25 protein-coding genes are annotated in these 24,459 nt (G+C 52.0%); 6 read left to right on the forward strand and 19 right to left on the reverse strand.

Features of this window, described 5'->3' with window-relative positions; translation table 11 throughout:
• Positions 1-46: 46 nt before the first annotated feature.
• On the reverse strand, positions 47-958 hold the full coding sequence (gene mak / locus F3J40_RS17810; protein ID WP_167016695.1) for a fructokinase: 912 nt from the start codon (positions 956-958) through the stop codon (positions 47-49).
• Between the two features lie 135 nt (positions 959-1,093).
• Between mak and rdgC the strand changes: the two genes are divergently transcribed.
• Positions 1,094-2,005 (forward strand): recombination-associated protein RdgC, encoded by a 912-nt coding sequence (rdgC, locus tag F3J40_RS17815; RefSeq protein WP_167016697.1) that lies wholly within the window; start codon positions 1,094-1,096, stop codon positions 2,003-2,005.
• 11 nt (positions 2,006-2,016) lie between these two features.
• Here rdgC and ppnP read toward each other — a convergent pair whose 3' ends face one another.
• From ppnP to aroL, 4 genes are all read right to left on the reverse strand, one after another.
• Complete coding sequence (gene ppnP / locus F3J40_RS17820) at positions 2,017-2,301, reverse strand: pyrimidine/purine nucleoside phosphorylase (protein ID WP_167016699.1); 285 nt, start codon at positions 2,299-2,301, stop codon at positions 2,017-2,019.
• Positions 2,302-2,569: 268 nt separating this feature from the next.
• Positions 2,570-3,337, reverse strand: a complete 768-nt coding sequence (locus F3J40_RS17825; protein WP_167016701.1) for an IclR family transcriptional regulator — start codon at positions 3,335-3,337, stop codon at positions 2,570-2,572.
• Positions 3,338-3,606: 269 nt separating this feature from the next.
• Positions 3,607-3,786: a YaiA family protein gene (locus tag F3J40_RS17830; RefSeq protein WP_167016703.1), complete on the reverse strand. Its 180-nt coding sequence runs from the start codon at positions 3,784-3,786 to the stop codon at positions 3,607-3,609.
• Positions 3,787-3,889: 103 nt separating this feature from the next.
• Complete coding sequence (gene aroL, locus F3J40_RS17835; protein ID WP_167016705.1) at positions 3,890-4,414, reverse strand: shikimate kinase AroL; 525 nt, start codon at positions 4,412-4,414, stop codon at positions 3,890-3,892.
• A gap of 279 nt (positions 4,415-4,693) precedes the next feature.
• Between aroL and F3J40_RS17840 the strand changes: the two genes are divergently transcribed.
• Entirely contained in the window at positions 4,694-5,392 is a 699-nt protein-coding gene (locus F3J40_RS17840; protein WP_167016707.1) for a DUF2076 domain-containing protein, read from the forward strand.
• Positions 5,393-5,394: 2 nt separating this feature from the next.
• Here the strand turns inward: F3J40_RS17840 and F3J40_RS17845 are convergent, their stop codons facing one another.
• Positions 5,395-5,844 (reverse strand): YaiI/YqxD family protein, encoded by a 450-nt coding sequence (locus F3J40_RS17845; RefSeq protein ID WP_167016709.1) that lies wholly within the window; start codon positions 5,842-5,844, stop codon positions 5,395-5,397.
• Positions 5,845-6,014: 170 nt separating this feature from the next.
• On the opposite strand from F3J40_RS17845, the gene proC reads away from it, so the two are divergent.
• Positions 6,015-6,827 carry a pyrroline-5-carboxylate reductase gene (proC, locus tag F3J40_RS17850; protein ID WP_167016711.1) on the forward strand — a complete coding sequence of 271 codons (813 nt, stop codon included), beginning with the start codon at positions 6,015-6,017 and terminating at the stop codon, positions 6,825-6,827.
• 33 nt (positions 6,828-6,860) lie between these two features.
• Here proC and F3J40_RS17855 read toward each other — a convergent pair whose 3' ends face one another.
• The 4 genes from F3J40_RS17855 to F3J40_RS17870 form a co-directional block, all read right to left on the reverse strand.
• Positions 6,861-8,393, reverse strand: coding sequence for an FAD-dependent oxidoreductase (locus F3J40_RS17855; RefSeq protein ID WP_167016713.1), 1,533 nt, complete (start codon positions 8,391-8,393; stop codon positions 6,861-6,863).
• A gap of 327 nt (positions 8,394-8,720) precedes the next feature.
• Complete coding sequence (locus F3J40_RS17860; RefSeq protein ID WP_167016715.1) at positions 8,721-9,020, reverse strand: PsiF family protein; 300 nt, start codon at positions 9,018-9,020, stop codon at positions 8,721-8,723.
• A gap of 97 nt (positions 9,021-9,117) precedes the next feature.
• Positions 9,118-9,372, reverse strand: coding sequence for an anti-adapter protein IraP (gene iraP / locus F3J40_RS17865; protein ID WP_167016717.1), 255 nt, complete (start codon positions 9,370-9,372; stop codon positions 9,118-9,120).
• 188 nt (positions 9,373-9,560) lie between these two features.
• Positions 9,561-9,719, reverse strand: coding sequence for a hypothetical protein (locus F3J40_RS17870; protein ID WP_167016719.1), 159 nt, complete (start codon positions 9,717-9,719; stop codon positions 9,561-9,563).
• Positions 9,720-10,478: 759 nt separating this feature from the next.
• Here F3J40_RS17870 and F3J40_RS17875 point away from each other — a divergent pair.
• Entirely contained in the window at positions 10,479-13,580 is a 3,102-nt protein-coding gene (locus tag F3J40_RS17875) for a beta-galactosidase (RefSeq protein ID WP_167016721.1), read from the forward strand.
• Here F3J40_RS17875 and F3J40_RS17880 read toward each other — a convergent pair.
• A complete protein-coding gene (locus F3J40_RS17880; protein WP_167016723.1) occupies positions 13,501-14,784 on the reverse strand; it encodes a multidrug efflux MFS transporter in 1,284 nt (427 codons plus the stop codon). The genes F3J40_RS17875 and F3J40_RS17880 overlap by 80 nt on opposite strands.
• Positions 14,785-15,169: 385 nt before the next feature.
• Here F3J40_RS17880 and F3J40_RS17885 point away from each other — a divergent pair, with 385 nt between their 5' ends.
• Entirely contained in the window at positions 15,170-15,418 is a 249-nt protein-coding gene (locus tag F3J40_RS17885) for a biofilm development regulator YmgB/AriR family protein (protein WP_167016725.1), read from the forward strand.
• 145 nt (positions 15,419-15,563) lie between these two features.
• Here the strand turns inward: F3J40_RS17885 and F3J40_RS17890 are convergent, their stop codons facing one another.
• Positions 15,564-15,860: an I78 family peptidase inhibitor gene (locus F3J40_RS17890; RefSeq protein WP_017347948.1), complete on the reverse strand. Its 297-nt coding sequence runs from the start codon at positions 15,858-15,860 to the stop codon at positions 15,564-15,566.
• A 455-nt stretch (positions 15,861-16,315) separates the two neighbouring features.
• Here F3J40_RS17890 and F3J40_RS17895 point away from each other — a divergent pair, with 455 nt between their 5' ends.
• The gene (locus tag F3J40_RS17895; protein WP_026042634.1) at positions 16,316-16,963 is read left to right on the forward strand and encodes a CPBP family intramembrane glutamic endopeptidase; all 648 of its coding nucleotides are present in this window, start codon (positions 16,316-16,318) and stop codon (positions 16,961-16,963) included.
• Between the two features lie 108 nt (positions 16,964-17,071).
• On the opposite strand, the gene F3J40_RS17900 is transcribed toward F3J40_RS17895, so the two are convergent.
• From F3J40_RS17900 to F3J40_RS17930, 7 genes are read right to left on the reverse strand one after another with little or no spacing between them, the layout of a single operon-like run.
• Positions 17,072-18,220, reverse strand: a complete 1,149-nt coding sequence (locus tag F3J40_RS17900) for a hypothetical protein (protein ID WP_240155514.1) — start codon at positions 18,218-18,220, stop codon at positions 17,072-17,074.
• A 15-nt stretch (positions 18,221-18,235) separates the two neighbouring features.
• Positions 18,236-20,803: a fimbria/pilus outer membrane usher protein gene (locus F3J40_RS17905; RefSeq protein ID WP_167016727.1), complete on the reverse strand. Its 2,568-nt coding sequence runs from the start codon at positions 20,801-20,803 to the stop codon at positions 18,236-18,238.
• 45 nt (positions 20,804-20,848) lie between these two features.
• On the reverse strand, positions 20,849-21,604 hold the full coding sequence (locus F3J40_RS17910; RefSeq protein ID WP_167016729.1) for a fimbrial biogenesis chaperone: 756 nt from the start codon (positions 21,602-21,604) through the stop codon (positions 20,849-20,851).
• Positions 21,601-22,326, reverse strand: a complete 726-nt coding sequence (locus F3J40_RS17915; protein WP_167016731.1) for a fimbrial biogenesis chaperone — start codon at positions 22,324-22,326, stop codon at positions 21,601-21,603. Before F3J40_RS17915 ends, F3J40_RS17910 begins: the two co-directional genes overlap by 4 nt.
• A 4-nt stretch (positions 22,327-22,330) precedes the next feature.
• Positions 22,331-22,897, reverse strand: coding sequence for a fimbrial protein (locus tag F3J40_RS17920; protein ID WP_167016733.1), 567 nt, complete (start codon positions 22,895-22,897; stop codon positions 22,331-22,333).
• Positions 22,872-23,588, reverse strand: coding sequence for a fimbrial biogenesis chaperone (locus tag F3J40_RS17925; RefSeq protein WP_167016735.1), 717 nt, complete (start codon positions 23,586-23,588; stop codon positions 22,872-22,874). The genes F3J40_RS17920 and F3J40_RS17925 overlap by 26 nt, the downstream gene beginning before the upstream one ends.
• A gap of 58 nt (positions 23,589-23,646) precedes the next feature.
• Entirely contained in the window at positions 23,647-24,216 is a 570-nt protein-coding gene (locus F3J40_RS17930) for a fimbrial protein (protein WP_167016737.1), read from the reverse strand.
• Positions 24,217-24,459 lie beyond the last annotated feature (243 nt).

Genomic DNA, 24,459 nt, shown 5'->3' on the forward strand with positions numbered 1-24,459 from the left:
CCCAACACGCACCACTCCAACTGGAACGCACGAATCCAGCCACTCCCTACCTCTCAAGTGGCCACAGCCAGGCGGCACCGCGTACACCACTGGAATCTCCATGTTGAGCCTTCAGCACAGGCGTCTCGCATTCACGTCCAAACACCCACTTTTTCATCAAACCCGGAACCGTCTGGTAAAGCCGATCCACATTACTCATACCGCCGCCTAGCACGATCACATCCGGATCGAGCAAATTCACTACCTGCGCTAGCGACTTCGCTAACCGCAACTCATAACGCCCGATCGTCAGTTCTGCCAGAGGATCTTGTTGATCGATCAACTGCACGATCTCCGCACCCTTACGCGTAATGCCGCTCAGCCGTTGATAATCAGTGGCGAAACCAGTACCGGAGACAAACGTCTCAATACACCCCTGTAAGCCGCAATAGCAAGGCACCTCTTCCCGATAGCGCAGTTCGTCGGCATCCATCCACGGCAGCGGATTATGGCCCCACTCTCCAGCGACCCCGTTGCCACCGGTCCGTGACGCACCGTTAATCGCCAGACCGGCCCCTGAACCAGTACCTATGATCACGGCAAAAACCAAGGCTTGACCTGCCCCCGCCCCATCAACAGCTTCAGAAACCGCCAGACAATTGGCATCATTAGCAATACGCACTTCCCGCTGTAAGGCATGCGCCAGGTCTTTATCCAGCGGTTGGCCGTTGAGCCAGGTCGAATTGGCGTTTTTCACCAGCCGGGTAAAAGGCGAAAGCGTGCCGGGAATACCCACTCCCACACTGCCACGCTCTCCGGTCTGTGTTTCCGCAAGTTGCACCAACTCAGCAATAGTGCGCACCGTCCCCTGATAATCATTACGTGGCGTATCAACGCGGTGGCGAAACAGCTGAACTCCCTGGCCTGAAAGCGCGATAACTTCCGTTTTAGTGCCGCCCAGATCAATCCCAATACGCACGATTTATTCCTCACTATTCAGGGTGATGACATCAACAGTAGAAGGCAAGAGACGGAAAGGCAATGAAACCCCCGCCGGGTTTCGTTATCATGCGCGCAGTTTTGCAATGTTGTGTGTCAGAGCCAAGGAGCTGAGATGTTGTGGTTTAAAAATATGATGGTCTATCGACTCAATCGTGACATTCCCCTGTCGGCAGACGAAATGGAAAAACAGCTTGAGGCGTTTACCTTCTCACCTTGCAACAGCCAGGAGATGGCAAAAACCGGCTGGGTTGCACCGATGGGCAACCGGAGTGAAGCACTCACTCACGTCAACAATGGGCAGATTATTATCTGCGCGCGCAAAGAAGAGAAAATTTTGCCTTCGCCCGTGATTAAACAGGCATTACAGGCAAAAATTGACAAGCTGGAAGCGGAACAGAGCCGCAAGCTGAAAAAAACCGAAAAAGATTCACTGAAAGATGAAGTCCTGCACAGCCTGCTGCCACGCGCGTTCAGCCGTTTCAGCCAGACCTTTATCTGGATCGACAGCGTTAACAATCTGATTGCCGTAGACTGCGCCAGCGCCAAAAAAGCGGAAGACACGCTGGCACTGCTGCGTAAAAGCCTGGGATCGTTGCCGGTGGTGCCGCTCACGCTGGAAAACCCGGTCGAGCTGACGCTGACACAATGGGTAAGATCCGGTGACTTGCCAGCCGGTTACGCCCTGATGGATGAAGCCGAGTTAAAAGCGATTCTGGAAGAAGGTGGCGTGATTCGCTGCAAAAAACAGGATCTCGTGAGCGATGAGATCGCACATCACATCGAAGCGGGTAAAGTGGTAACAAAACTGGCACTGGACTGGCAGGAGCGCATTCAGTTTGTGCTGTCAGAGGATGCTTCGATCAAACGTCTGAAATTCAGCGAAGAACTGCGTGAGCAGAATGATGATATCGACCGGGAAGATGCGGCACAGCGTTTTGATGCCGATTTTATCCTGATGACCAGTGAGCTCGCTGCGCTTATCGCTAGCCTGACCGAAGCCCTCGGCGGAGAAGCGCAGCGTTAATCGTCTGCCGCTTACAGGTAGCGACAAAGATAAGAAGTGGATTCCGCAACCTGCAAGTGGAATTCACTGTTGCCTGGCACGTTGAATGACGTGCCGGCTTCAAACCAGACCCACTCAGTTTCACCTGGGAGCAGCACTTTCAGCGCGCCGCTAACCACGGTCATCTCTTCTGGCTGAGCAGTACCAAAGGTGTACTCGCCCGCAGCCATCACGCCTACACTGGCACGGCCAATGGTGTCAGCCTCAAAGCCAATTGATTTTACTTTTCCGTCAAAATACTCATTTACATTGAGCATGGGTCTTCCTCACTGCACGTTAAACAGTGTGGCAGTGTAGAGGGGAAAATAGCGTGCTGTCACGCGAATTGAGCAAGCGGTGGGAAAAGCTTAAAACAGTCTGATTTTAATCACATAACCAGCAAAATACACTGGAAAACCGCAAACTTTCTAGTCAGAACGCGGTGCGGGCCAAATCGACCCGCACGCGCCCTTTTATGTTCTTCCTTGATAGTACATCAGACAGAGTCAGAAACCTGTCTATCCCCGGTGTGGCGAAATATTACGCCTACAATTCATTCCGCTCTGCGCCATATTTGGCCATCAGATCGGCGGCAGTGGTCTGCAACGCTTCAAGCAGCGCCTGCGGATAGCCTGGCGGCTCAGACTGAGATAAAAACGACAGACAGAGCGCCATTGAATCACCAAACTGCTGGTTACTAATGCTCACGGCTAGCGAGCTGATGCCGAATACCGTTTCGTTACACGCCAGCGAAAAACCTTTTTTGCGCACCTCAGCCAGCCTTACGCAGAGATCGTCACAGCTCTGCGGAGAGGATGGCGTACCCGGATGCCACTCATCGCTGTAACGCTCGCGCACCTCTTCATCACTCAGTTGGGCCAACAAAATCCGCCCACCTGAAGAAGAGGCAGCGGGAATACGACTGCCGGGCGGTGTCATCACCTGGGTAAATTGCCCGCCGTGGAACATGCGTAAGATCACGCTCTCACGGCCACTCAACACCGAAATGTACCCCATACATCCGGTACGCTCGGCCAGTTTCAACATCACCGGCGTAACGCGGTCGACCAACGGCGCGGCCAAATAGCTGCCCGAGATAGAAAGTAGCAAGGCACCGGGATGAAAGCAGCGGCTGTCGCTGTCTCGTTCCAGTAACCCTTCGCTTTCCATCACTGAAAGCAGGCGCGAGACCGTGCTTTTAGGTAAACGCAGAGCATCCACGATTTCGGTAAACGTCAGTCCAGGATGCCCTTGAGTGACGCCGAAGCGTCGAAACAATTTCAGTACCGACGCCGCATTTTCCAGCGTAGTCATAATGACAGTTTCACTATATGGAACTCAGTTCCTGATTTAATATCAGCAAAGTATAGCCTCACTTGCTAACGGTCAAGTTGGCGCGGAGCAGCGGGTGACTTTTCGCTGGCAGTATCAAGAGGTCAACGTTGGCAAGCTCAGAACTCATCAATAACTCTTCATAGACGAGCAGAATAATTGACTGATAAATAGGCAAGAAAGAAGTGATAAATGGTGTTTTTCAACAGAGGTTAAACGGGCTACGCTGGTCTCCCTTCCAGCGTGTACGATCACTCTTTTTCCACATCCTCGTAGCGATCTTTGGCGTCCCGCGCCTCCGCTTCCGTTTTATGTTCACTGATCAGTGTATTGGGATTCGGGTGATCGGCTCGCAGCTCATATTTGCTGTGAGGACCCTCACCGACTTTAACAATACGGGCTTCGCGTGGATAAGGTGGTTTTGTTGGCATCACTCTTCCCTCTGTCATTGAGATTACGTTCCACAGCTAAGTATAGTCCTTAACTGTGGAGCATCAGCAAAAGAGGGGACTGGAAAGGCGTGATTCAGAATAATCAGCTGGCACGTGCCATCGCGAGGCAATGCAGAATTTGTTCTACCACTGCATCGGGTGCCTGCATCGCATTCACTTCATGATGGGCGACCTGACGGTAAAGATGGGCACGGGCACGTAACACTTCGCTCATCTCTTCAGCAATGGGACGTCCGGTTAAGGTCGGGCGCTGATCGGCATCAGGCTGTTTTTCTAAACGATCAGCCAACACGTGTGCAGGCGCACTGAGCCAGATGACCCGGCCGTGTTCACGCATATAACAGCGATTACCTTCTGCCAGCACCATGCCACCGCCGGTGGCAATAATGGTGGCTGGCGCAGTGACGGCATAGAGCGACTGGCTTTCACGGGCACGAAATCCTTCCCACCCCTCATCCGCAACAACTTGCGCCACGCTACGCTGCATGGTGAGTTGCAGATGTTGGTCCGTGTCACTAAAAGCGTAGCCCAGCGCCTGTGAAAGAGCCTGACCTACTGTGGTTTTGCCACAGCCGCGTGCACCGACCAAAAAAATGGGTAAAGACATTAGAGCCGTTCCTCCGCCATGCTGCTCTCAGCATCAAAGCAAATAAATGTTGCGACGCATGATAACTGGATTTCTTTTCATCAGCCACCGATGAAGCACGATTTACGCGTCATTACAAAGCAAAAAACAATAACGTGTTGTTTTTAAATAATTTAATCATGCGTGTTTTGTGCATGGCGCAAAAAAACACCGCTCAGCAACAATTTTTTACCGCAACGTTTTTCCTTTGCCAGAATTCGCCCCCATATAATGTAGTGACATGCAACCGGAGAATCCCCCATGCAGAGCCAGGAACAACAACTGATTGAAAATCTCTTCAGCCGTCTGAAACAAGCTGAAGGGCAGAGCGGCCCACGTGATGCCGCCGCTGAACAACTGATTAAACAGCACTTACAAGAGCAGCCCGGTGCCCCTTATTACATGTCGCAGGCGATCCTGATTCAGGAAGCCGCGCTGAAAAAACTTAACGAGCGTATTGCGCAGTTAGAAAGCCAGGTGACGCAACTGCAACAGCAGCAGCAACCACAACAGAGCAGCGGCGGTTTTCTGTCAGGCCTGTTCGGTGGTGGTTCACGTCAGCAATCACAGCCTGCGCAGCAGCAGTCCGCCTGGGGCAACCCAGCGCCACAGCAGCAATATAATGCACCGCAGCAGCAGTATGGTGCAGCGCCTGCCCCCGCGCCTGCGCGTGGCACCGGCTTCCTGGGTGGTGCACTGCAAACCGCCGTTGGGGTAGCGGGTGGTGTTGTGATGGCAGATATGCTGACCAGCATGTTCCACCACTCTCAGCCAGAAGAGATTGTGAATATCATCAACGAGCCGCCGTTACCGGAGGTTGATACCAGTCTGGATACCTTTAACGGTGGCGACCGTAATTTCCTTGATCAGGATAACGGCTGGGGCAACAGCTTCACCGATAACACCGATTTTGGTAATGACAGCTTTGACAGCGACTACGATGACGACAGCTTTGTCTGATTCTACGCTTTGCGCTGTCTAAGCCAGTTATCCAGCGCATTAGCAAACTGTTGGCGATCCCGTGGACTCAGCGCTGCGGGACCGCCCGTTTGAATACCACTGGCGCGCAGCGTATCCATGAAATCGCGCATCGTCAGCCGCTCACGAATGGTTTCCGGCGAGTAGCGCTCACCGCGCGGATTTAACGCCTCTCCCCCTTTCTCCAACACTTCTGCCGCCAGTGGGATATCTGCGGTGATCACTAAATCGCCGGGTTCGACCCGCTTCACTATTTCATTATCAGCGACATCAAAGCCCGCAGCCACACGCAGCGATCGCAGATAGGGTGACGGCGGGATACGCAGTGACTGATTCGCGACAAACGTCACCAGCGTTTCGGTTCGTACCGCTGCACGGTACAACACTTCTTTGATGACGTTTGGACAGGCGTCAGCATCAACCCAGACAGGCATTTCGATTCCTTACTTAGCACGGAGTAACTGTGATCTTGCCGTGACGGCGCTGAATGGCAAACTTTATTTAGCCTGTTGAGGTGATCGGTGGCATCCGCTTACTTGTTATTCATTCAACGATATGTAAGCTTACCTCTCCAGAAACTCAAGAATATTCATAGGATACAGTGATGCTGCAGAAGAAAATTGGCTTCGTGGGTGGCGGTAATATGGCGCAAGCCATTATCGGTGGGCTGGTAAACAGTGGGCAAATTGCGCCAGAAAACATCTGGGTGTTTGACCGCAAACCGGAGACCAACCAAGCCCTGGCGCAGCAGTATGGGATTCATGCCGCAGCAAGCGCAGAAAACCTGGCGCAGGAAGTCGATATTCTTTTTGGTGCCACTAAGCCAGCCGTATTACCTGGTGTGTTGAAGTCGCTGGCAAATGCGTTAAAAAAAGAGGCCGTGGTGGTATCGATTGCCGCAGGCGTGAGCCTGGAAAGCCTGGCAACCGTGTTGGGACACGATCGTAAAATTATCCGTGCGATGCCCAACACCCCGGCGCTGGTGAATCAGGGGATGACCTCCGTAACGCCAAATGCCTTGGTGAGTGAACAGGAAGTCGCGGATGTCGTGGCTATTTTCCGCAGCTTTGGTAAAGCGGAAGTGGTGAGCGAATATCTGATTCACCCGGTTGTTGGCGTCAGCGGTTCTGCCCCGGCCTATGTGTTTATGTTTATTGAAGCCATGGCAGATGCCGCCGTACTGGGCGGGATGCCACGTGCGCAGGCTTATCAGTTCGCAGCTCAGGCCGTCAAAGGTTCCGCGGAGATGGTGCTGGAAAGCGGGAAACACCCTGGCGAGTTAAAGGATATGGTGTGCTCCCCGGCCGGCACGACGATTGAAGCCGTGAAGGTATTAGAGGAGCAGGGTTTCCGCGCCGCCGTGATCAACGCGGTTGAGGCCTGCATGGCCAAGTCAAAATCCATGAGTCAAAAATAAGCAGGGTGTGCCCGAACCTGCTTCGGGCACGCTTCAGGATAAATAGGGCTGCACGGTAGCACGAGCCTGGGACAGCGTCATTGGCTGCTGCATTAATTCCACCAGCTCGGCCGTCAGGGTATACATCCCGCATGAAAATGCGGCCGCCAACTGTCCACCCCGCCCGTAAAGGGCAATGCATTTTTTCTTTTCCAGCGAACCCAGCAGTAAATACTCATCCCACTCCTTAACATGCCCGAGATACTCATAACGTGTGCCGTAATGGGCGGTCCAGAAGAACGGGACTCGGTTATACAGCAGGTTCTGTCCCAGCATATTCAGTGCCGCTATACGCCCCTGCTGTTGTGCTACGCGATAATGTTCAATTCTTAACGGCCCACGCGCCGTCGGATAGCTGGCAATATCTCCCGCCGCCCAGACCTGGGGCGCAACCTGCAGAAAGCTGTCGGTCTGGAGGCTGTGATCTTTTAGCTGGGGCAACTGGCTGATGAATGCTGTCACAGGCGTTACTCCGGTTGCGAATAACACCAGGGAGGTGTCGATTTTCCCCCCTTGTTTTAGCTGCAACCCCGTGACGTGGTGGTGTTGATCGCCCAGCAGGCGTTCCGGCTCACCTTGAATGAATTTGACGCCGTTGGCCTCATGCAGTTCGCGGAAATAGTGACCGATCTCCTCACCAAATTGTGCCACAAACGGCAACGGCTGACGGGCAACAACGGTGACATCAATACCCCGGTTGCGCAGTGCTCCAGCCAACTCTAGACCAATAAAACTGTTACCAACGAGGGTAAGCTGCTGCTGATCATCAACCCTTTCAAGCAGCTGTCGCGCTTGCTCACGGCTACGTAAGACCTGTACACCATTCAGGTGCGTGCCAGGCAAATGGGGCAGAACGGGTTCACTCCCGCTGGCAATGAGCAGCTTGTCATACGGCACTTCGCGCCCATCCTGCAACTGTATACGCTGCGTCTGAGTGTCAATATGGGTTACCTGTGCAGCGATACGATCCACTTGCTGTAGCAGTTGTGGCGTGAGCGGGCTGGGAACATCATCAATGTTCATTTTACCGGCAGGGACAAATTTACTCAGTGCGGTGCGGTCATACGGCGTATTTTCTTCACGCTCAATCAGAATAATACGGCCGCTGAAACCTTCATGGCGCAAGGTCCAGATAGCGGCACAGCCTGCGGCGCCTGCACCAATCACCACCCAAACCGGCGCGTGGCCCGCCTGAGCGGTAAAGCTGGCAGGAGACATCGGTTTGGGGGTGATGCGTACCCTGCCATTTTCAATGCGCAGCGGGTATTGCTTAAGATCTGCCAGTGCCAGAGGTTCGCACAGTTTTCCATCGGAGAGCTGAAATACCGCTTTGTGCCACGGGCAAACCAGCTTGTCACCACACACCGCACCTTGCTCAAGCGGTGCACCCGCATGGGGGCATGTCGCCTGGAAGGCTTTCACCCTGTCACCGGTGCGCAGTAGCACCATCTCTGTTTCACCCACCTTAACTTTGGTGAGTTTACGTTCAGGAAGATCGCTGAGGTCGATAGCATATTGTTCGTGCACTATAGGCTCCTTAGGTTGTCAGTAGTGAATGACAGCATCGGGCTTAGTCGAGCAATAAAAACCTTACAATGTGTAAGCCTGGCAAAGGTCGCCACAAAAATTCACCCGCAACGAGACAAATTGACTAATCAATTGTTCTGCTTAAATTTTAATGCAGATTGAACTATTGCAGGATGTGTCAGTTAATCCGTGGGAAGGACAATAAGGTGAGTTTTAGTCGGTGAGAGTGTTCCAGAACTTTAGGCTCGCGCTACGTTTAATAAAGAATGAATAAATGAGAATAATATCGAAAACCCTCCTGCAACACAGGTTGCAAGAGGGCGATAATTAACTTTTTTTCAGGCAAGTGCTCATAAAGGTTTTACGTTCATCCCCTTTAAGCCCTTTTGTACTGGCATCACTGTTACAGGTTTTCATTTTCATTTGCTGCGGCGTCATGGTAGACATTTTACTGTCTTTCTTGAGGCAGTTGCTCATGAAACTTTTGCGTGCATCACCGCTCAGATTTTGCGTCTTCGCGTTTTGATTGCACATGGTCATTTTTTCCTGTTGCGCGGTTTTTTCTGCGGCATAAGCGCCACTGCTCAGGCACACACCCGCCAGAGCCATTACCAGTAACCATTTCATTGTTTTTCTCCGAGTGGACTGTCGTCGCCATAAGTTTGGCAGGAAAAAAACGAAGTGCGCATATTTATATGCAAATTATGCAGATCGACTTAAATGGTTATACACGAGGATGATTTAATAACTTATTAATATAGCCGTATAAAACTTGTGCGTCGTCAGGACTGGCATCCACGCTGGCTTTTTGCATAGCGGATTCAATGCCTGCGGCAATTTCGTTTTGTTGCGTGGGTTCCAGTTTGCGCAGTATTGCCGTGACGACAATTTCCAACGCTTCAACCTGGGCGAGTAATTCTTTCGATTCTTCTTCTTTTTCAGCTAGCTTAACCAGCAGCTCGGCAATTAGATGCTTCATGCCATTATCCTGGCGGTGAGAAAAGCAGAAGTTAGCATTGCGAGACGTAAAAAAACAGCGATTTCTTACGCTAAAGGTGCGGTAATTAGCGTTTTGGACAGAAGTTTACTTCTTTTTATTCAGCGAAACGTTTTACTGACATTTTTTAACGAGAGCAAAACGTTTCGCGGATAACAATAAATATCTAATTAGCGTGGACCGCCGCCACCGTGCCAGCCGCCACCGCCGCCACCCCAGCCGCCACCGCCGCCGCCCCAACCGCCACCACCACCTGGAGGAGGAAAGAGGCACCCGCTCAGGGCAGTAACTAACGCAACTACAGCAGCCAGTTTTACGATTCGTACCATAATTAACCTCAGGGTAAAGAAAACAGGCTGAGTGTATGAGTGGCGGTGTCGCTCCACAATACAGAATTTTCTGCAAGCCGCCGCTATTCACCGCCAGGGGTGAATATTTTCGATATTCATACAGTTAACTAGCAAAAAACCCCCAATTATCAGATTAATGCTTAGCCGGGTGTAGCAGACATCCCCTCACCCCAACCCTCTCCCGCTCGCGGGAGAGGGAGCCCGTCCGGTGACGCATGTGATTACTGTGCCATACATCCCCTCTCCCTTTTAGGGATTGGGGGCCAGTCAGGTGATGTATGTAATAACAGTGCCATACATCCCCTCTCCCTTTTAGGGAGAGGGTCAGGGTGAGGCTAAGTCTGTGAGTTGTGCAGCCACAAATCGCACGGACGAAGGTCTGCACATCACTCACATAAAGGCGGGGATGGCGGGGAGTAGAGTAAAGCTTCCGCTGCATGGATGCAGCGGCAGAGCCTCCAGGGAGGATTCACGGCGTCTTTACGGCACTCCCCGCCATCTGCGACTGAAACGCACGAATACTACCCGCACCACACCCATTGAAACGCACGGACACCAACCGTACCGCACCGCACCGCACCGCACCGCACCGCACCGCACCGCACCGCACCCACTGAAACACACGAGCACCAACCGCACCCAAACCAGACAAAAATATCTCCAAAATGCGCGGTCCATCGCTTTACTCCTGAACGCATCTCACGCAATGTGAGCGCATAACATTTACAGGAAAACATCATGCCACATAGCACCTCAGCCTTTATTGATATCCTGTCCCGTCGCGACTGGGAAAACCCGGTAATCACCTCCTTAAACCGGCTGGACAGCCACCCACCGTTTGCCAGCTGGCGCGATGAAAACGCGGCACAGCAGGAACACCCCTCCCCCTCGGTGGTCAGCCTCAACGGGCAGTGGAACTTTAGCTGGTTCCCACGCCCCGAAGCCATTCCGGCCAGTTGGTTGCTGCAAGACATGGCGGATGCAGACACCCTGCCCGTCCCCGCAAACTGGCAGTTGCATGGTTATGATGATGTCCCAATCTACACAAACGTCCAGTATCCCATTCCGGTCAATCCGCCGTTTGTTCCGGCAGAAAACCCCACCGGTGGCTATTCACTTCACTTCCACGTTGACCCCGCCTGGCTGGAACAAGGTCGCACCCGCATCATCTTTGATGGTATCAGCTCGGCATTCCATCTCTGGGTAAACGGCCACTGGATCGGCTACTCTCAGGACAGCCGCCTGCCTGCTGAATTCGACCTCAGCGATCACCTCCAGCCCGGCAACAACCGCCTCAACGTCATGGTGCTGCGCTGGAGCGATGGCAGCTACCTGGAAGATCAGGACATGTGGCGCATGAGTGGCATCTTCCGCGACGTCTCGCTGCTGCATAAACCCGACATCCACCTCGCCGATATTCAAATCAGCACCCCACTGAGCGCGGAATATCACAGCGCGCAGCTCTGTGCCGATATCAAACTCGCCAGTCACAACCAATCCGTCGAAAACTATCGCCTGCGCCTCAGCCTGTGGCGCGGAGAAGCGCTGATCGGGCAATGCGAAGCCCAGCCGGGCAGCGCCATCATTGATGAACGCGGCCACTACGCTGAACGCACCCAACTAAAACTGCATGTAGAAAAGCCATTACTCTGGAGTGCCGAAATTCCCACGCTCTATCGTGCGGTTATCAGCTTAATGGATGCGCAAGGCCAGGCCGTGGAACATGAAGCCTATGACGTCGGCTTCCGGGATGTGGCGATTAAAAATGGGCTCCTCTGCGTTAACGGCCAGCCGCTGCTGATCCGTGGCGTCAACCGCCATGAACATCACCCGGAACATGGGCAAGTCGTCGACGAAGCCACAATGCGCCGCGACATTGAGCTAATGAAACAGCACAACTTCAATGCCGTGCGCTGCTCGCACTACCCTAATCATCCGTTGTGGTACCGCCTGTGCGACCGCTATGGCTTGTATGTCGTGGATGAAGCCAACATTGAAACCCACGGCATGCAGCCGATGAGCCGCCTGTCTGACGATCCGCGCTGGTTCGCCGCCTACAGCGAACGCGTCACACGCATGGTGCAGCGCGACCGCAACCATTGCAGCATCATCATCTGGTCACTGGGTAATGAAGCAGGACACGGCAGCACGCACGATGCCCTGTGGCGCTGGGTCAAAAGTGCCGATCCCAGCCGCCCGGTACAATATGAAGGCGGGGGGGCCAACACCCAGGCCACAGACATCATTTGTCCGATGTATGCCAGGGTCGATCAGGATCAACCCTTCCCCGCTGTACCGAAATGGTCATTGAAAAAATGGATCGGACTACCGGGGGAAAACCGCCCGCTGATCCTGTGCGAATATGCTCACGCGATGGGAAACAGCCTTGGCGGCTACGCAAAATACTGGCAAGCCTTCCGCCAGTTCCCTCGCTTACAAGGCGGTTTCGTCTGGGATTGGGTTGACCAAAGCCTCACCAAATACGATGCGGCAGGCAACCCCTGGCAGGCCTACGGCGGCGACTTTGGCGACACCCCTAACGATCGCCAGTTCTGCATGAATGGGCTGGTCTTTGCCGATCGCACGCCACATCCGGCACTGTTTGAAGCACAGCGTGCCCAGCAGTTTTACCAGTTCCACGCCGATGCCAACAATCCGTGGCAGTTCACCATCACCAGTGAATATCTGTTCCGCCACAGTGACAACGAAGTACTCTGCTGGCGCATTGAACAACAGGGCGAAGTGCTGGCTCAGGGGGAAATCACGCTGGATATCGCACCACAGGGACAGCAACAGATCACCCTACCCGCGCTTGCAGGTTTACAAGGCGCGTGCTGGCTGAATGTGGCCGTGCACCAGCCTCAGGCCACGACCTGGTCGGCGGCGGGTTGGCGAGTTGCCTGGGATCAGTGGCCGCTGCCCGCCGCTCTCCCGCGGCCTGCACTGCGCGTTAACCACACAGCACCCCAGCTTGAGCAGACCGAGCACAGCATCAACGTCCGCTATCAACAGCAAAGCTGGACAATCTCACGGCTGAGTGGCGAGCTGGAACAGTGGCACATCAATCAACAACCCAGCATGATCACACCGCTGCAAGCCTGCTTTGTTCGCGCACCGATTGATAATGACATCGGCACCAGCGAAGCGGATAAAGTGGATCCCAATGCCTGGGTCGAGCGCTGGCGTAGCGCGGGATACAACGAACTCCGTGCCACGCTGGAAAGCTTGCAGGCGGAACAGCTCTCAGACAGCGTCATGGTCGAGAGCCTGCACAGTTGGTATGCCGGGGAAATCCTCGCCTTCACGCAACGCCAACGCTTCCAGTGGGATAACCAGGGTCAACTGCACATCGCCGTAGAAGTGGAACAAGCCCCAGGGCTGCCGCCACCGGCACGTATCGGATTACGTTGCCAACTGACAAAAGCACCGCAGCAGGTAAGCTGGCTCGGGCTGGGGCCGGAAGAAAACTACCCAGATCGCCAACTGGCGGCGCAATTCTCTCGCTGGCAACAGCCGCTGAGCGCCATGTCGACGCCTTACGTCTTTCCGGGAGAAAATGGTCTGCGCGGGGGTACGCGGGAACTGGAGTGCGGTGCATGGCAAATCGCGGGCGACTTCCACTTTTCGGTCAGTCGCCACAGCCTGGAACAACTGCGTGACACCTCTCATCGCCACCTGCTACAGCCAGAAGCGGGCTGCTGGCTCCACCTTGACGCCGCGCATATGGGGTTAGGTGGCGATGATTCGTGGAGCCCGAGCGTTAGCGCTGAGTATCTGTTGACGCAGGGGCGCTGGCGTTATGCTCTGATTCTGCGGGCTCAACCTGCTGAGCAGGGGTAAACAACGGCGCAGGTCGGCGATAAAAACGCTTCAAAAACAGTACGTTGATTATCACCACCAGCGCCGTGCTGGCAAACACCCAACGATAACCGGTTAACGCAGAGACCGCTGCACCCAGCAGCGGTCCTGCCACATTACCGAGATACATAAATGACTGGTTATAGCCAAAGATGCGCCCGGTGATGTTATCGCGGGAATGACGCACCAGCAGCGTCTGCACGGCAGGCATCATCGCCCCGTCAGCGAAGCCCAACAGAAAACGTAAAATCCCGAGCTGCGTAGGCGTGGTGACAAAGGACATCGCAATCAGCAACACAAAGGTCGCCGTCATGGTCGCCAGCAAAATACGCTGCGTGCCGATGCGGTCGCCCAGCTTGCCCAATCGAGGTGCCGCCACCAGCGCGGAAACGCCCGGCATTGCCGCGATAACGCCACTGATAAACGCGATATTTTGGATACCCGGATCAAGCTGACGCACAAACAGCGTCAGAATCGGGTTCACCGAGCCGTTACACATCTGAATCACCATGGTGGTGATAAACAGGCAGACCATCAAACGGGGATTTTCCAGTGAACGAAACACCTCACGCCCACTGAGTTTGTCTTTTTTGCTCACCGGCACATAGCCGGTCTCTTTAATTAAAAACAGGGTGACAAAAAAACTGATCATCAACAAAACGGCGGTGACGATAAACACCAGTCGTAGCCCAAGCCAGTCTGCCAGTAAACCACCCAACATCGGCCCAAGAATCACTCCACCGATCTGTCCAGTAGCCACACAGCTGAGCGCCCAGCCACTGCGTTCACGCGGTACTTGTGAAGCCACGAGTGCCATAGCATTAGGAATATAGCCGGAGGTTAACCCCATCAGCGCGCGTAACAGCAAGAGCTGCCAGGCTTGGGTGACAAAGGCTTGCAGCAGAATCACCACGCCCATGCCAAAAGCCGCACGCAACAGCATCAGTTTGCGCCCTTTACGATCGGCGAGGCTCCCCCACAACGGGGCCACCAGAGCAGAAACAATAAAGGTGATACTGAAGGTCAAACCGGACCAGATGCTTAACGCCTCTCCGCCGTGGATGCCTAACTCTTCAACGTATAAGGGTAAAAAAGGAATGATCTGGCTAATCGCCAGCCCGGTAAAGAAACAGCCAAACCAGACCGAAATCAGGTTTATTTTCCAGGATTCAATGTTGCGCAGCATGAGGGTAGACAGCTAATCAGCAGGAGAAAAACGCAGTCTAGCAGCCCACTGACGTGGCTGAGCGGCAAAACATGGCACAAAATGTAAAACGCATTTTTTTGCTGTTACGCTTCCCTTCAGCTTTGGCATCTGCGGCAAAGCGGCCATTTCCCCTGCAATTATGTGGTTTCGAACCTTTTCTACGTATCGCTCTGTCACAATGATGTCAACAGGATGAAAAAAGATGACCAAACGTTACTGACAATTCTGATACGCGCAACTATGTTTAAAAAACCAACAGCCCTGCTGGTATTATCCGGCGTCCTGCCGGAGACAACAAGAACATGACGGCGTAACCCGCAGCGATTCTGGCCTGCGGCGAACTGCATTTTTGCCGAGGTGAAACATGAGAATGCAACCTGAAAGTGCCAGCCGTGCCATCACTGACTACTTCAATAGCCCAACATGGAACGCTCCCCAGGAAACGGATGTGCTCGCGACGGTGATGAGCGAACTGATGCGTGAAGGGCAACCGGTAAGCAGCAAAGAACTGCTTATCCGTCTGATTAACAAGCTCGAACAGGAAGGTGACCAGCAACAACTGGAAAATTATCGTCGCCTGCTAACGCAACTGATGGAAAACTCGCTGCTGTAAATCCCCCGCTACGGGCAAAAAAATTCCCGCCGTAGCGGGAAGAAACAAGACGAGCATTGCATATGAAGAGTGACGAGGAAATCTCCGTAATACCCGGCTATCTTCTTCGTCTGGCGTGACAGGCAGATGACAATGCTCGAAATTTTTAACCGCAGAACACCCGGTTAATGTTGTCCGCTTTATCCCCCGCGAAGTTTAATCGATTCGGGAAGAAATCCATGGTTGCGGCGCTGTTCCACGGCAGGATACGCACCGGCACCTGTTTCGGGATAGAGAGTTGCGCCACGCTGTTAAGCGGTTTACCAATCTGGTGCTGATAGTGCGCGGCACCGCAAACATCACCGGCGTCAGACAGGGTCTTGGTTGATGCCGGGTCGTGCCACTGACAGCCCGCCAGCAGTGCCATCGCGAGTACACCCCACAGCATGATACTTTTCTTCATTTTTTTATCCTCGGTGGTCTGCAAACCTGATAATGCAGAGTGCCGGGAAAACCGCGCTGCAACAACCAGATAGCTCCCAAAAAAACCGTCCTCCAGAGCCGAACTTTCAGATAAATCACACGTTGTGTGCAAAGCAAGTCCAGATAAGGACTACACTTAACTAAGATTTATCTGAGGAAAACATTCATGGCTATCATCATTTTTATTCTCTGCGTGGTGCTAATGACCGCTGTCGCAGTCAAAGTGCGTTAACGCCTGCTGTAGAAACAGCTTGTTACGCTCTTCACTTCAGACTTTTGCCCACAAAGCAGGATTGAAGGTGCTTAAGCTACCGTTACGTTTGATTTACGACGTTTTTTCTGCCTTTCGTCCTGTTTACGCCGTCTCTGCACACGCTCTCGACAGCTTTCTGAGGCGTTGCTACTATGCGTCAATCTTCTCTGGCTGAGTCCACTATGAACACCCATTCTGACCGTATGACGCTAACGCTGTTCTATGGCGGTTGTTTCATCGTTTACTACCTGGTGACGATGCTGATTACGCTATTCCCCAACTATGGGGTACTGCGCAGTGATGGTCTGTTGGTACCGGTGCTTTGCCTGTTCGAATTCGCGGTGATTTATCCGCTGTATCGCTTCTACTGCCAACGCCGCACCGATATCCCGCTGGGCTATTTACATCCAGGTCAGACGTTGTTGTTTGTCGGCGCACTGCTGGTGTTGATGGTGGCGCAAACCCAGTTCTTACAGCCAGAGGGGTGGTTGATCGCCCAAAGCCAGCAGGGCCGCAGCTCAATGTTGATGCTGCTGCTCACGGCGGTATTACTGGCTCCGGTGTTTGAAGAGGTGTTATTTCGGGGATTTCTGCTGCAAGGGTTTCTGCTGTGGGCACCCAAAAGCCGCTTTGCCTGCACGTTGCTGACTTCCCTGCTGTTTGCCGCGATGCATACTCAGTATGTGCACTGGGAGACCATTGTAGCGCTGACGCTGTTTTCCATGCTGTTATGTTACGCGCGCCTGCGCAGCAACAGCCTGGCGCTGCCCATCTTCCTGCATACCCTCAACAATCTGATCGCGATTCTGCCTGCGTGGTTATACGCCTGATTCAGCACTCTGTTGCTTAAAATCGCAGTAGCAAAAGAGGTACGATGCGTTCAGTGGGATATGTAACCCATCACGTATCCCACTTTCAGCACAACTCAGCAGGGGTTTTTAATTGTAAGTGACCAGCATCTCGGTTGAAGCCGTGACTTTCCCGCTGGGAAGAGATGCACCGCCAGAGCAGAGCCGCCAGTCGATTTGATGATTTAGCCTGATGCTCAACTCCCCTTTCGCAATGCTGCCCACTTTTATGGGCTTGTTATCGAAAGTGACACCCGCCGCTGCACTGCCACAATGACCTTCGCTGGTTACCCCAGGGATAGAGCCAGTGATATAGCCCCCACCCTCGTTAAGCGCCAGTTTATTGATCTCCCCGTTGTAAAGTCCGCTGAGCGGACGGAACTGCACATTAATATTAGCATCAATCGTGGGACCCGTACTGTCCTGTGAGCAGGCAACATAGAGTTCATTGTTTTTTTGCGCCAGTTCAGCGTGAGGGGTGAGATTACGCGCTACGGCACCAAAATTAATTTCCGTTGGCGTGTCTACCGAGCAGGATAAAGTTGAAATACGCAAATCAACATTTGTAGGTAAAATAGTACGATAATCGGTTTGAACATCAAGCGTTGTAGAAACATACATTGGCATTATTTTAATATTATCTTGTGCTGTTTGATTGCCATCAGCAACAATAGCCCAGTCTCCGTTGACAGATGCATGTGCATAAGAACCCGCCTTATAAAAATAAGGAGTATAATGATCAGTGGTATTTTTTGGTGGCAAGCACCAGTCGCGGGATTTACCATCAATGGTGAAAGGGACTACAATACTGTTACCTGCTGTATTTTCCCCTCTGGTTTGAGGAAAACCAATTGTACCCGTAACGTGGTAGCGTCCAGATGAAAAATAATCAGTATAAGATGCTGAACCAAATGCACGTGGTACCAATCCTATGCCATCAACTAGTTTTAAGGTCTGTATACCATTTACTGCATAAAGTTCAGAAGAGGGGATACAAGAGGTCTCCGTTGAGCCATCTTTATCAGAAATAGATAATAGTCCATCAGCACCATACATGTCGGGGTTATTAACATAAATCATCATGGACGCACTAAATGGTAACCCCTCCCACACGATACCTGCCCCTTTACCAATGGTAATTTTTTCCGCCTGCGCTGAAAATACCGTAGCGAAAAACAGCCATAAAAATCCAGAAAACCTATAAGACTTCACTTTGAAAATTAGTTTGTTCTTTATCATAAAAAATAGCCTTAATTATTTACAACGCGCGGCCAGGGTGAGAATAGGATTATTATCCGAAGCCGCAGGAATATTTTTCAGGCTATAACGGGCAACACATTGCTGATCGTCCTGACGCCCCCATTTCACCCTTATTTCGCCCACTTCGGGCAAGCCACTCATATATAGCTGCCCGGCATCACCAACAATTCCGGTGTTTGGCAAACTGTTTTCATCGCTGATTAAACTCGCAATGGCACCAAACGGCACCGTCCCCGTGCGGCGTTCCAGGGTGATTAGCGCCTGATGGCCCACTTTAGTCGCGAATGTTGCCATAACCACTGCACCTTTAGTGGGGTAGACAGTGGCGCTGTTATGGACCAAATCAACATTGTCCGGCAGTGACGCCGGGTTAAGGTTAATATTATTGCCCTGATAGTTGATCATATGCGGCACTAAGGCATAACCACGGCTGTCTATTTTTGCCCCACCATAGCCAACGCTGGCACCAGTAGCCTCCGGCGCGCTAACGATCGCAACCGAGCTACCGAGTGATTTACTGAACGTAATCCCTTCGGGATGCACCACCAGGCCACCGTTGCCACTGAAGTTAATTGAACGGTTACCGCTAGTCTGGCTGTAGCCGCCTGACAGGTTACCCTTGCTGCCCGACCAGGCAGCATTAAGCGTACTGTTGTCGCTCTGCCCGCCATTCGACCAGCCCTGCATCGCACTGTAAGAGAATCGGGAATCAAAGGCGCTGCCGCTCACCCCTGCGGATTGCTGCACTCGCCCATTTTTCTGATGCGTAGCTTGATAGCTGGCGTAAGCATTACTGCTGGCAAGTTTCGACCCCAACACATTCAACGGCACTGACATGTTGAAGGCGTAGGTGCGATTTTCCGGCCAGTCACCGTTGCCTCGGGTACGATCAATACTGTAAGCCAGCCCGTAGCTAACACCTTTATAATTGCCGCTATACCCTGCTGACACCGTGTTCATGACCTGGTTTTTTCCCCAGTAATCATGACGCGATGCTGAAATGTAAGCCGCACCCCAGCGTCCTAATGCTTGACTTGTTCGTAACTGGAATGCGGAACGCTGGCGTGCTAAAACCCAAGGGGCCTGATCGTCACGTAACTGATAACCCGTGTTGTTGTAGTCGGCAAAGCTATAATAGTGACGCGTTGAATAACGATATGCTGCGAGATCAATACTGGTGCCGGTGCTCAACATACTTTTGGCATAACGCAGGCGATAAGATTCCCCTTTTTGTTGCTCTCCCAGGCCGCGAATCCTGGCGCGAGAAGCAGTCACATCCGCTGAGAGCGCCCCCATCATTCCCAGCGAAACGCCCGTTCCGGCAACCGCGCTGCGATAATCTCGCGCCATTAGCGCACCGCCATACAGTGTCATGTTAAAAGGCAGGCCATAAATAACCGTGCCTTGTAAAAATTCTGCCTCACGTGAACCGGCGGTGATACCACCGTTATAACGCCCTGCCGTCACGTCATATTTGAGGCTGCCTTCACGGCGCATAACGGGTAGAGAGGAGACCGCAATCACCTGAGTGCGAACGGTGCCGTCAGCTTCGGTGATATTCACCGTAAGATCTCCACCCTGACCGGTCTGCCCCAAATCCTCCAGACGAAATGGCCCTGGTGCGACATAAGTTTGATAAATAATGCTGCCATTTTGTAGAACGGTAATGCGAGCATTGCTTTGTGCAATGCCTTCAATCACTGGGGCAAAACCGCGCATCACATAGGGCAGCATTTCATCGTTCGAGCTCATGCGCACACCGCTAAAAGGGACACTGTCAAAGACATCATTACTGGTACTGTTTTCACCTAACAGCAGTTCTGCATTCAGTGCCCTGATGTCACGCATTAAATAGATGTTAGAAAACGCCAGCTTTTCTACGCTGTGTTTACTTTGGCCTGGTGCTTTTTGCATGGTTTTATAGCCGTACATGCTGCTACGTAGTCGCCAGACATCAAGATTAAAACCCCCATTGGCCGCGACAAACAGGCTGTTGCTATCAACGCCACCAGATTGCCAGCTACGACTGCCGTTCAGGTTATAGTTGAGCAGAAAAGCGGGGACACCGTGATCCCATTTAGCCGGATCAATCGCTCCGCGCGTACTTGGCTGCATCGCAATCTGTGGAATACTGATATCCAGCTGTAATTTTGCGAAGCTAAAGCGAATGCTGGCATGTTCAATTAAGCTCGCAAGATTCTCTACAGGCTGATCGAGGGGAAGATTGCGCATATTCGGCATTCCTTTGACATTCACCCCCATCTCTTCGAGGAATGCGGGGGTGAGCTGAGCTTCAACCTGACCTTTGGCATCAGGTGCAAATGTCAGGCTATGCTGGCCCATATCGTTACGGTTGACGAAAACACTTACCATATAAGTGCCTGGCGGTACCCTACCTGAGGTCGCGAAGTGGCTCAGGTCCAACGTTTCTACCTGTATTCCGTTCATGGTTAAAAATGCCGGATCGAAGTAGTCGTCCGCCTGCACGGGATGGTTATTTGCCAGCAGAGCAAGACCAATCAGCACGGCCAGTAATTGAGGATGAGGGAATTTCGTTTTCATTATTATCGGGCCCACAAAAACTTCAAATCAGCAAAGATAAAAATATTAATTCTGGTATCTGACCTTGGTGCTCCAGCCATCTTCATCAATGAGCTGCCACTTAATTTTGCCGGTCACTTTTTGCGGCAATGTATAAATTCGCTCCCCTTCAGGCGGAACCATCAGGCGTAGCTGTTCCTTATTTAGCGCCTGCTTGCCTGCCTGAAGGTGGGAAAAAGTGATCCAGTAAGGCGTCGGGTTAACAGCAATAAGCTGATGATCTTCTTTGCGGAAGCGCAATTCATGATCGAGGTATTCAATAGCGCGTTTTTTGAGCCCAATCGGGCGATAGAACACTTTCATGTTATTAACCACCGCCAGCACCACTTTGCTCTCGCCAGTACCCTGGTTCTCCTGCTGTGCCGGGATGGCTTTCATGGCGATGAAAAACACGGATTCACGATCGTCTGGCAGTGAAACTTCATTGCGACGAATGCGCAGCGTCAATTCACTTTGCGCATCCAAACGCTCCAGCGGCGGTGTCACGATAAACGGCATTTTGGCGTTGCTGGCACCGTCAAAATCGGGCAGCCCCTCCTCGCCTACGGGCCGGATAAAGGATTGCAACAGCCATGCACGGTCTGTTTTGTTATACGTTGTCAGCGTAACTCCCCCTTTTTCGTTTTCAGGGTAAATCACGCGCATCACGTAATAGGTCAAACCCGGCCGTTCATCATGATCTGCCGCGTTAGCAAAAGTACTGCTGAGGCACATCAGGCTGAGAACCAGCAGTGAATGCTTTAAAATACGGTACAGACTCATGACGTCTCCTGGATTGCGGTAATGGTGGTTTGGCAAGCAGGATAGAGACCGCCATAGTCGTCAACCGCCTGCCACTGCGCCTGCTGTGCCGACCTATGATTGACTGCGTGTGATTCACCAGGCAGCAGCATCAGCGGAGGCGCGGAAACCATGGCGTGGTTATCCAGTTTCAGATTGATAAGCGTGACCACCCACGGTGTGGGGTTATCAATGCGCACCGCGCCTGTCTGATTTGAAAAGCGCAAACTACATATTTTTCCGGCCGAGGGCGCAGCTACGCGGGTTGGCCGATAGATCAGCTTCAGGTTGAAGCGCATGCCCATGCTAACCTGTGAGGCATCCACATCTGACTGAAGTCCGGCGGGAATAGCGCGTATCGCTAGAGTAAAGAGAGATTCTTTATCTGCTGGTAAATCTGTTGCTGACGACAAAATGCGCAGTGTCTGTGAACTTTGTGCTGTCAGCTTGAACATCGGCGGCGTGATAATAAAAGGCGCAGCTGTCTCTTCACCCTCTTCCGCCAGCAAAACACGGCTTTGTAGCAGGTAATTTTTATCCCCCTGGTTTAGCAGGTTCAGCGTTTGCGCTTTATCGCCAGCGTTAAAAATAATGCGACTTCTATCGAGGCTTATACCGCCTTTCGCCGCTTGTGCCGGACCATAAAGCCAAAGCGAGCTGCCCACGCACAAGGTATGGAAAAAAAGGGTTGATAACTTCATCATGGCCTCAGGGGAAATCGAGCATAAATTCAATATTGGCAGCCAGCGTACCGGCTTTAAGGCCTGCGCAAGTGCCAGGTGTTCCGCAGATAGCACCAACATAAAAGGGCACATCCTGATCGGGCACAGTACTTCCGGTGGTGCGTAAATTTACCGTGTCATTGTTCCCTAATGCCGTGCTGCCGTAGGACGGTGGCGTATCGGTTTGTACCAGCATCACGCCAATGTTTTCACTGGTGGAGGTGTTACTGCGAAACGCCCATTTTCCCAGTGTTTTTCCTGTCCCGGATACGCGAATTACCGGGCTGAGAGAGGCGTCTACACCACTGCAATTCGACACATTGAGATTCACTCTTTCCGCCGCCACCAGCGTACCCGGCAAAATACTGGATTCCTGAATTGGCATGCCACCGAGCACCACATGCGGCCGATCCAACTCAAAGTCACAGCTGCCGTTCACCAGGGTGGCAGAAAAATTCAGCGTTATGGCATATGTCTGAGTGCTATAAAGCCCTGACAATACGAGCAACATCAGCGCCACTGCGTTATTACGGCAGCTTTTGGCTAAACTCATGATATTCCCCGTTATCACCAATCGTTTTCCACTTCACATCACCTTGCACACCACTCGCGCGCCAGATATAGCTCGCGTGTGGTGCAATCATTTTTGCTTCATTTTCATCGAGTGGCAGCTTTTTCCCACCAACGCTCATTGCAGCAAAACTGACGTGATAGGCCGAAGGGTTACTGACTTTCAGGCCCTGTTCGACGCGTGAAAATTGCAATCCACGTTGAGCATCAATCGCCTCTCCGGGTAAATCTTGAGGACGGTAGAACAGCTTAATGGTGTTGGACACGCCAAAACTGGCCTTGCCTTTAATCCTTGCGGTCTCTTCAAGGCTTTGATTCGCCTTTGATGCAGGAATGGCTAGCGCGCGAAAGTAGAAAACCGATTCACGATCGGAAGGCAGCGAGTGAGGTCGCATCACAATTCGCACCTGATGTACGCTGGCAGGCTCCAGGCGAAACAGCGGTGGAATTACATCAAAAGGGGTAGCTTCCATAGCGGATGAGATGCGACTTACGCCAGCCTGAACTAAATTTGGCGTAGTGGGGTCAGTATTACGCAGGGTCACTGTGGTCGTAGATTCACCTTCGTTATAAATCACCCGCAGGGCATTAATCCCAAAACCTTCGGACTGGCAGGTAAACGGCATCACAAGTAACGCAATAATAGCTGATAACGTAAATACAGAGCGAGACATAGTATGCGGCCTTTAATAAGCGGCAGGATAAAATTCACCTGCCGATAATTAAGCGTGATTAGTTATAATCGAACTGGAAGGTAATCGGAGCACGAATTGAACCGGTGGTAACTGGATCAGCACCTGTTGCTACCGTTTTAGCAACGCCGACAGTAAAGGATTTAGTCAATGCATTCAGTTCAGGCGCTGTAGCACCATTACCGGATGTAAATTCCTCCAACTTAATTTTTTCGTTTTTCTTGATATAGTCGTCAGGTGTTGCCAAATCTGCAACCATAATCGCAATGTCATCAGAAGGAGAGATGTTAAACATATCAGCGTGAGCAGCCAGCGTCTCACCGGTAATAATCAAACTTGCGGTGCCGTCCTCGGTAGTAGCCTGGCAGTTTGCCAGAGAAACGGTAACCGTATCGCTTTTAATTGGTTCTTTTGGGTTTGCTGCGCTGAAATCAGCTTTTGTAAAGTTACCAAGGTCAATCGCATCACGCGTCAGGTTAACGTCACAGGTGGTTTTCGAGATGTTGGCCGTCACTGACAGCGTGGCGTTTTTACCCGCCGCCAGTGCAGAACCTGAAGCGGCGAGCAGAATCAGGGCAACAGGTGCCAGAATAAAGGTAGATTTGCGCATTAGTTTTCCTTATTACTTATTAAAAATATAAAATCACTGCGTGTCTGAAGATGTAAAAAATGAACATGACAAATTGGAAAATGAAGCTTCATCCTTCCATGATGTTTAGTCATATTCATGGAAAACAAATAGTGCAGTTGCCAGGAAGAAAACAAAACAAGCCTGGTCTTGAATATTTTAAAGATTAAATAAACCCAATCCATGGGAGAGATGAACACCTTAAAAAAGAACAAGAAAATCTTT

This window comes from Candidatus Pantoea multigeneris (assembly GCF_011752615.1).
Taxonomy (GTDB): Bacteria; Pseudomonadota; Gammaproteobacteria; order Enterobacterales; family Enterobacteriaceae; genus Pantoea; species Pantoea multigeneris.

Bases quoted from the DNA above. Each gene is read 5' to 3' on its own strand.
- F3J40_RS17890 (WP_017347948.1), bottom strand. From the start codon at position 15,860: ATGAAGAAAAGTATCATGCTGTGGGGTGTACTCGCGATGGCACTGCTG.
- F3J40_RS17840 (WP_167016707.1), top strand. From the start codon at position 4,694: ATGCAGAGCCAGGAACAACAACTGATTGAAAATCTCTTCAGCCGTCTG.
- iraP (WP_167016717.1), bottom strand. From the start codon at position 9,372: ATGAAGCATCTAATTGCCGAGCTGCTGGTTAAGCTAGCTGAAAAAGAA.
- F3J40_RS17885 (WP_167016725.1), top strand. From the start codon at position 15,170: ATGAGAATGCAACCTGAAAGTGCCAGCCGTGCCATCACTGACTACTTC.
- F3J40_RS17830 (WP_167016703.1), bottom strand. From the start codon at position 3,786: ATGCCAACAAAACCACCTTATCCACGCGAAGCCCGTATTGTTAAAGTC.
- F3J40_RS17875 (WP_167016721.1), top strand. From the start codon at position 10,479: ATGCCACATAGCACCTCAGCCTTTATTGATATCCTGTCCCGTCGCGAC.
- F3J40_RS17925 (WP_167016735.1), bottom strand. From the start codon at position 23,588: ATGTCTCGCTCTGTATTTACGTTATCAGCTATTATTGCGTTACTTGTG.
- F3J40_RS17845 (WP_167016709.1), bottom strand. From the start codon at position 5,844: ATGCCTGTCTGGGTTGATGCTGACGCCTGTCCAAACGTCATCAAAGAA.
- F3J40_RS17900 (WP_240155514.1), bottom strand. From the start codon at position 18,220: ATGATAAAGAACAAACTAATTTTCAAAGTGAAGTCTTATAGGTTTTCT.
- F3J40_RS17860 (WP_167016715.1), bottom strand. From the start codon at position 9,020: ATGAAATGGTTACTGGTAATGGCTCTGGCGGGTGTGTGCCTGAGCAGT.
- F3J40_RS17910 (WP_167016729.1), bottom strand. From the start codon at position 21,604: ATGAGTCTGTACCGTATTTTAAAGCATTCACTGCTGGTTCTCAGCCTG.
- ppnP (WP_167016699.1), bottom strand. From the start codon at position 2,301: ATGCTCAATGTAAATGAGTATTTTGACGGAAAAGTAAAATCAATTGGC.
- F3J40_RS17920 (WP_167016733.1), bottom strand. From the start codon at position 22,897: ATGAGTTTAGCCAAAAGCTGCCGTAATAACGCAGTGGCGCTGATGTTG.
- F3J40_RS17880 (WP_167016723.1), bottom strand. From the start codon at position 14,784: ATGCTGCGCAACATTGAATCCTGGAAAATAAACCTGATTTCGGTCTGG.
- aroL (WP_167016705.1), bottom strand. From the start codon at position 4,414: ATGTCTTTACCCATTTTTTTGGTCGGTGCACGCGGCTGTGGCAAAACC.
- F3J40_RS17930 (WP_167016737.1), bottom strand. From the start codon at position 24,216: ATGCGCAAATCTACCTTTATTCTGGCACCTGTTGCCCTGATTCTGCTC.
- proC (WP_167016711.1), top strand. From the start codon at position 6,015: ATGCTGCAGAAGAAAATTGGCTTCGTGGGTGGCGGTAATATGGCGCAA.
- F3J40_RS17915 (WP_167016731.1), bottom strand. From the start codon at position 22,326: ATGATGAAGTTATCAACCCTTTTTTTCCATACCTTGTGCGTGGGCAGC.
- F3J40_RS17825 (WP_167016701.1), bottom strand. From the start codon at position 3,337: ATGACTACGCTGGAAAATGCGGCGTCGGTACTGAAATTGTTTCGACGC.
- rdgC (WP_167016697.1), top strand. From the start codon at position 1,094: ATGTTGTGGTTTAAAAATATGATGGTCTATCGACTCAATCGTGACATT.
- F3J40_RS17870 (WP_167016719.1), bottom strand. From the start codon at position 9,719: ATGGTACGAATCGTAAAACTGGCTGCTGTAGTTGCGTTAGTTACTGCC.
- F3J40_RS17895 (WP_026042634.1), top strand. From the start codon at position 16,316: ATGAACACCCATTCTGACCGTATGACGCTAACGCTGTTCTATGGCGGT.
- F3J40_RS17905 (WP_167016727.1), bottom strand. From the start codon at position 20,803: ATGAAAACGAAATTCCCTCATCCTCAATTACTGGCCGTGCTGATTGGT.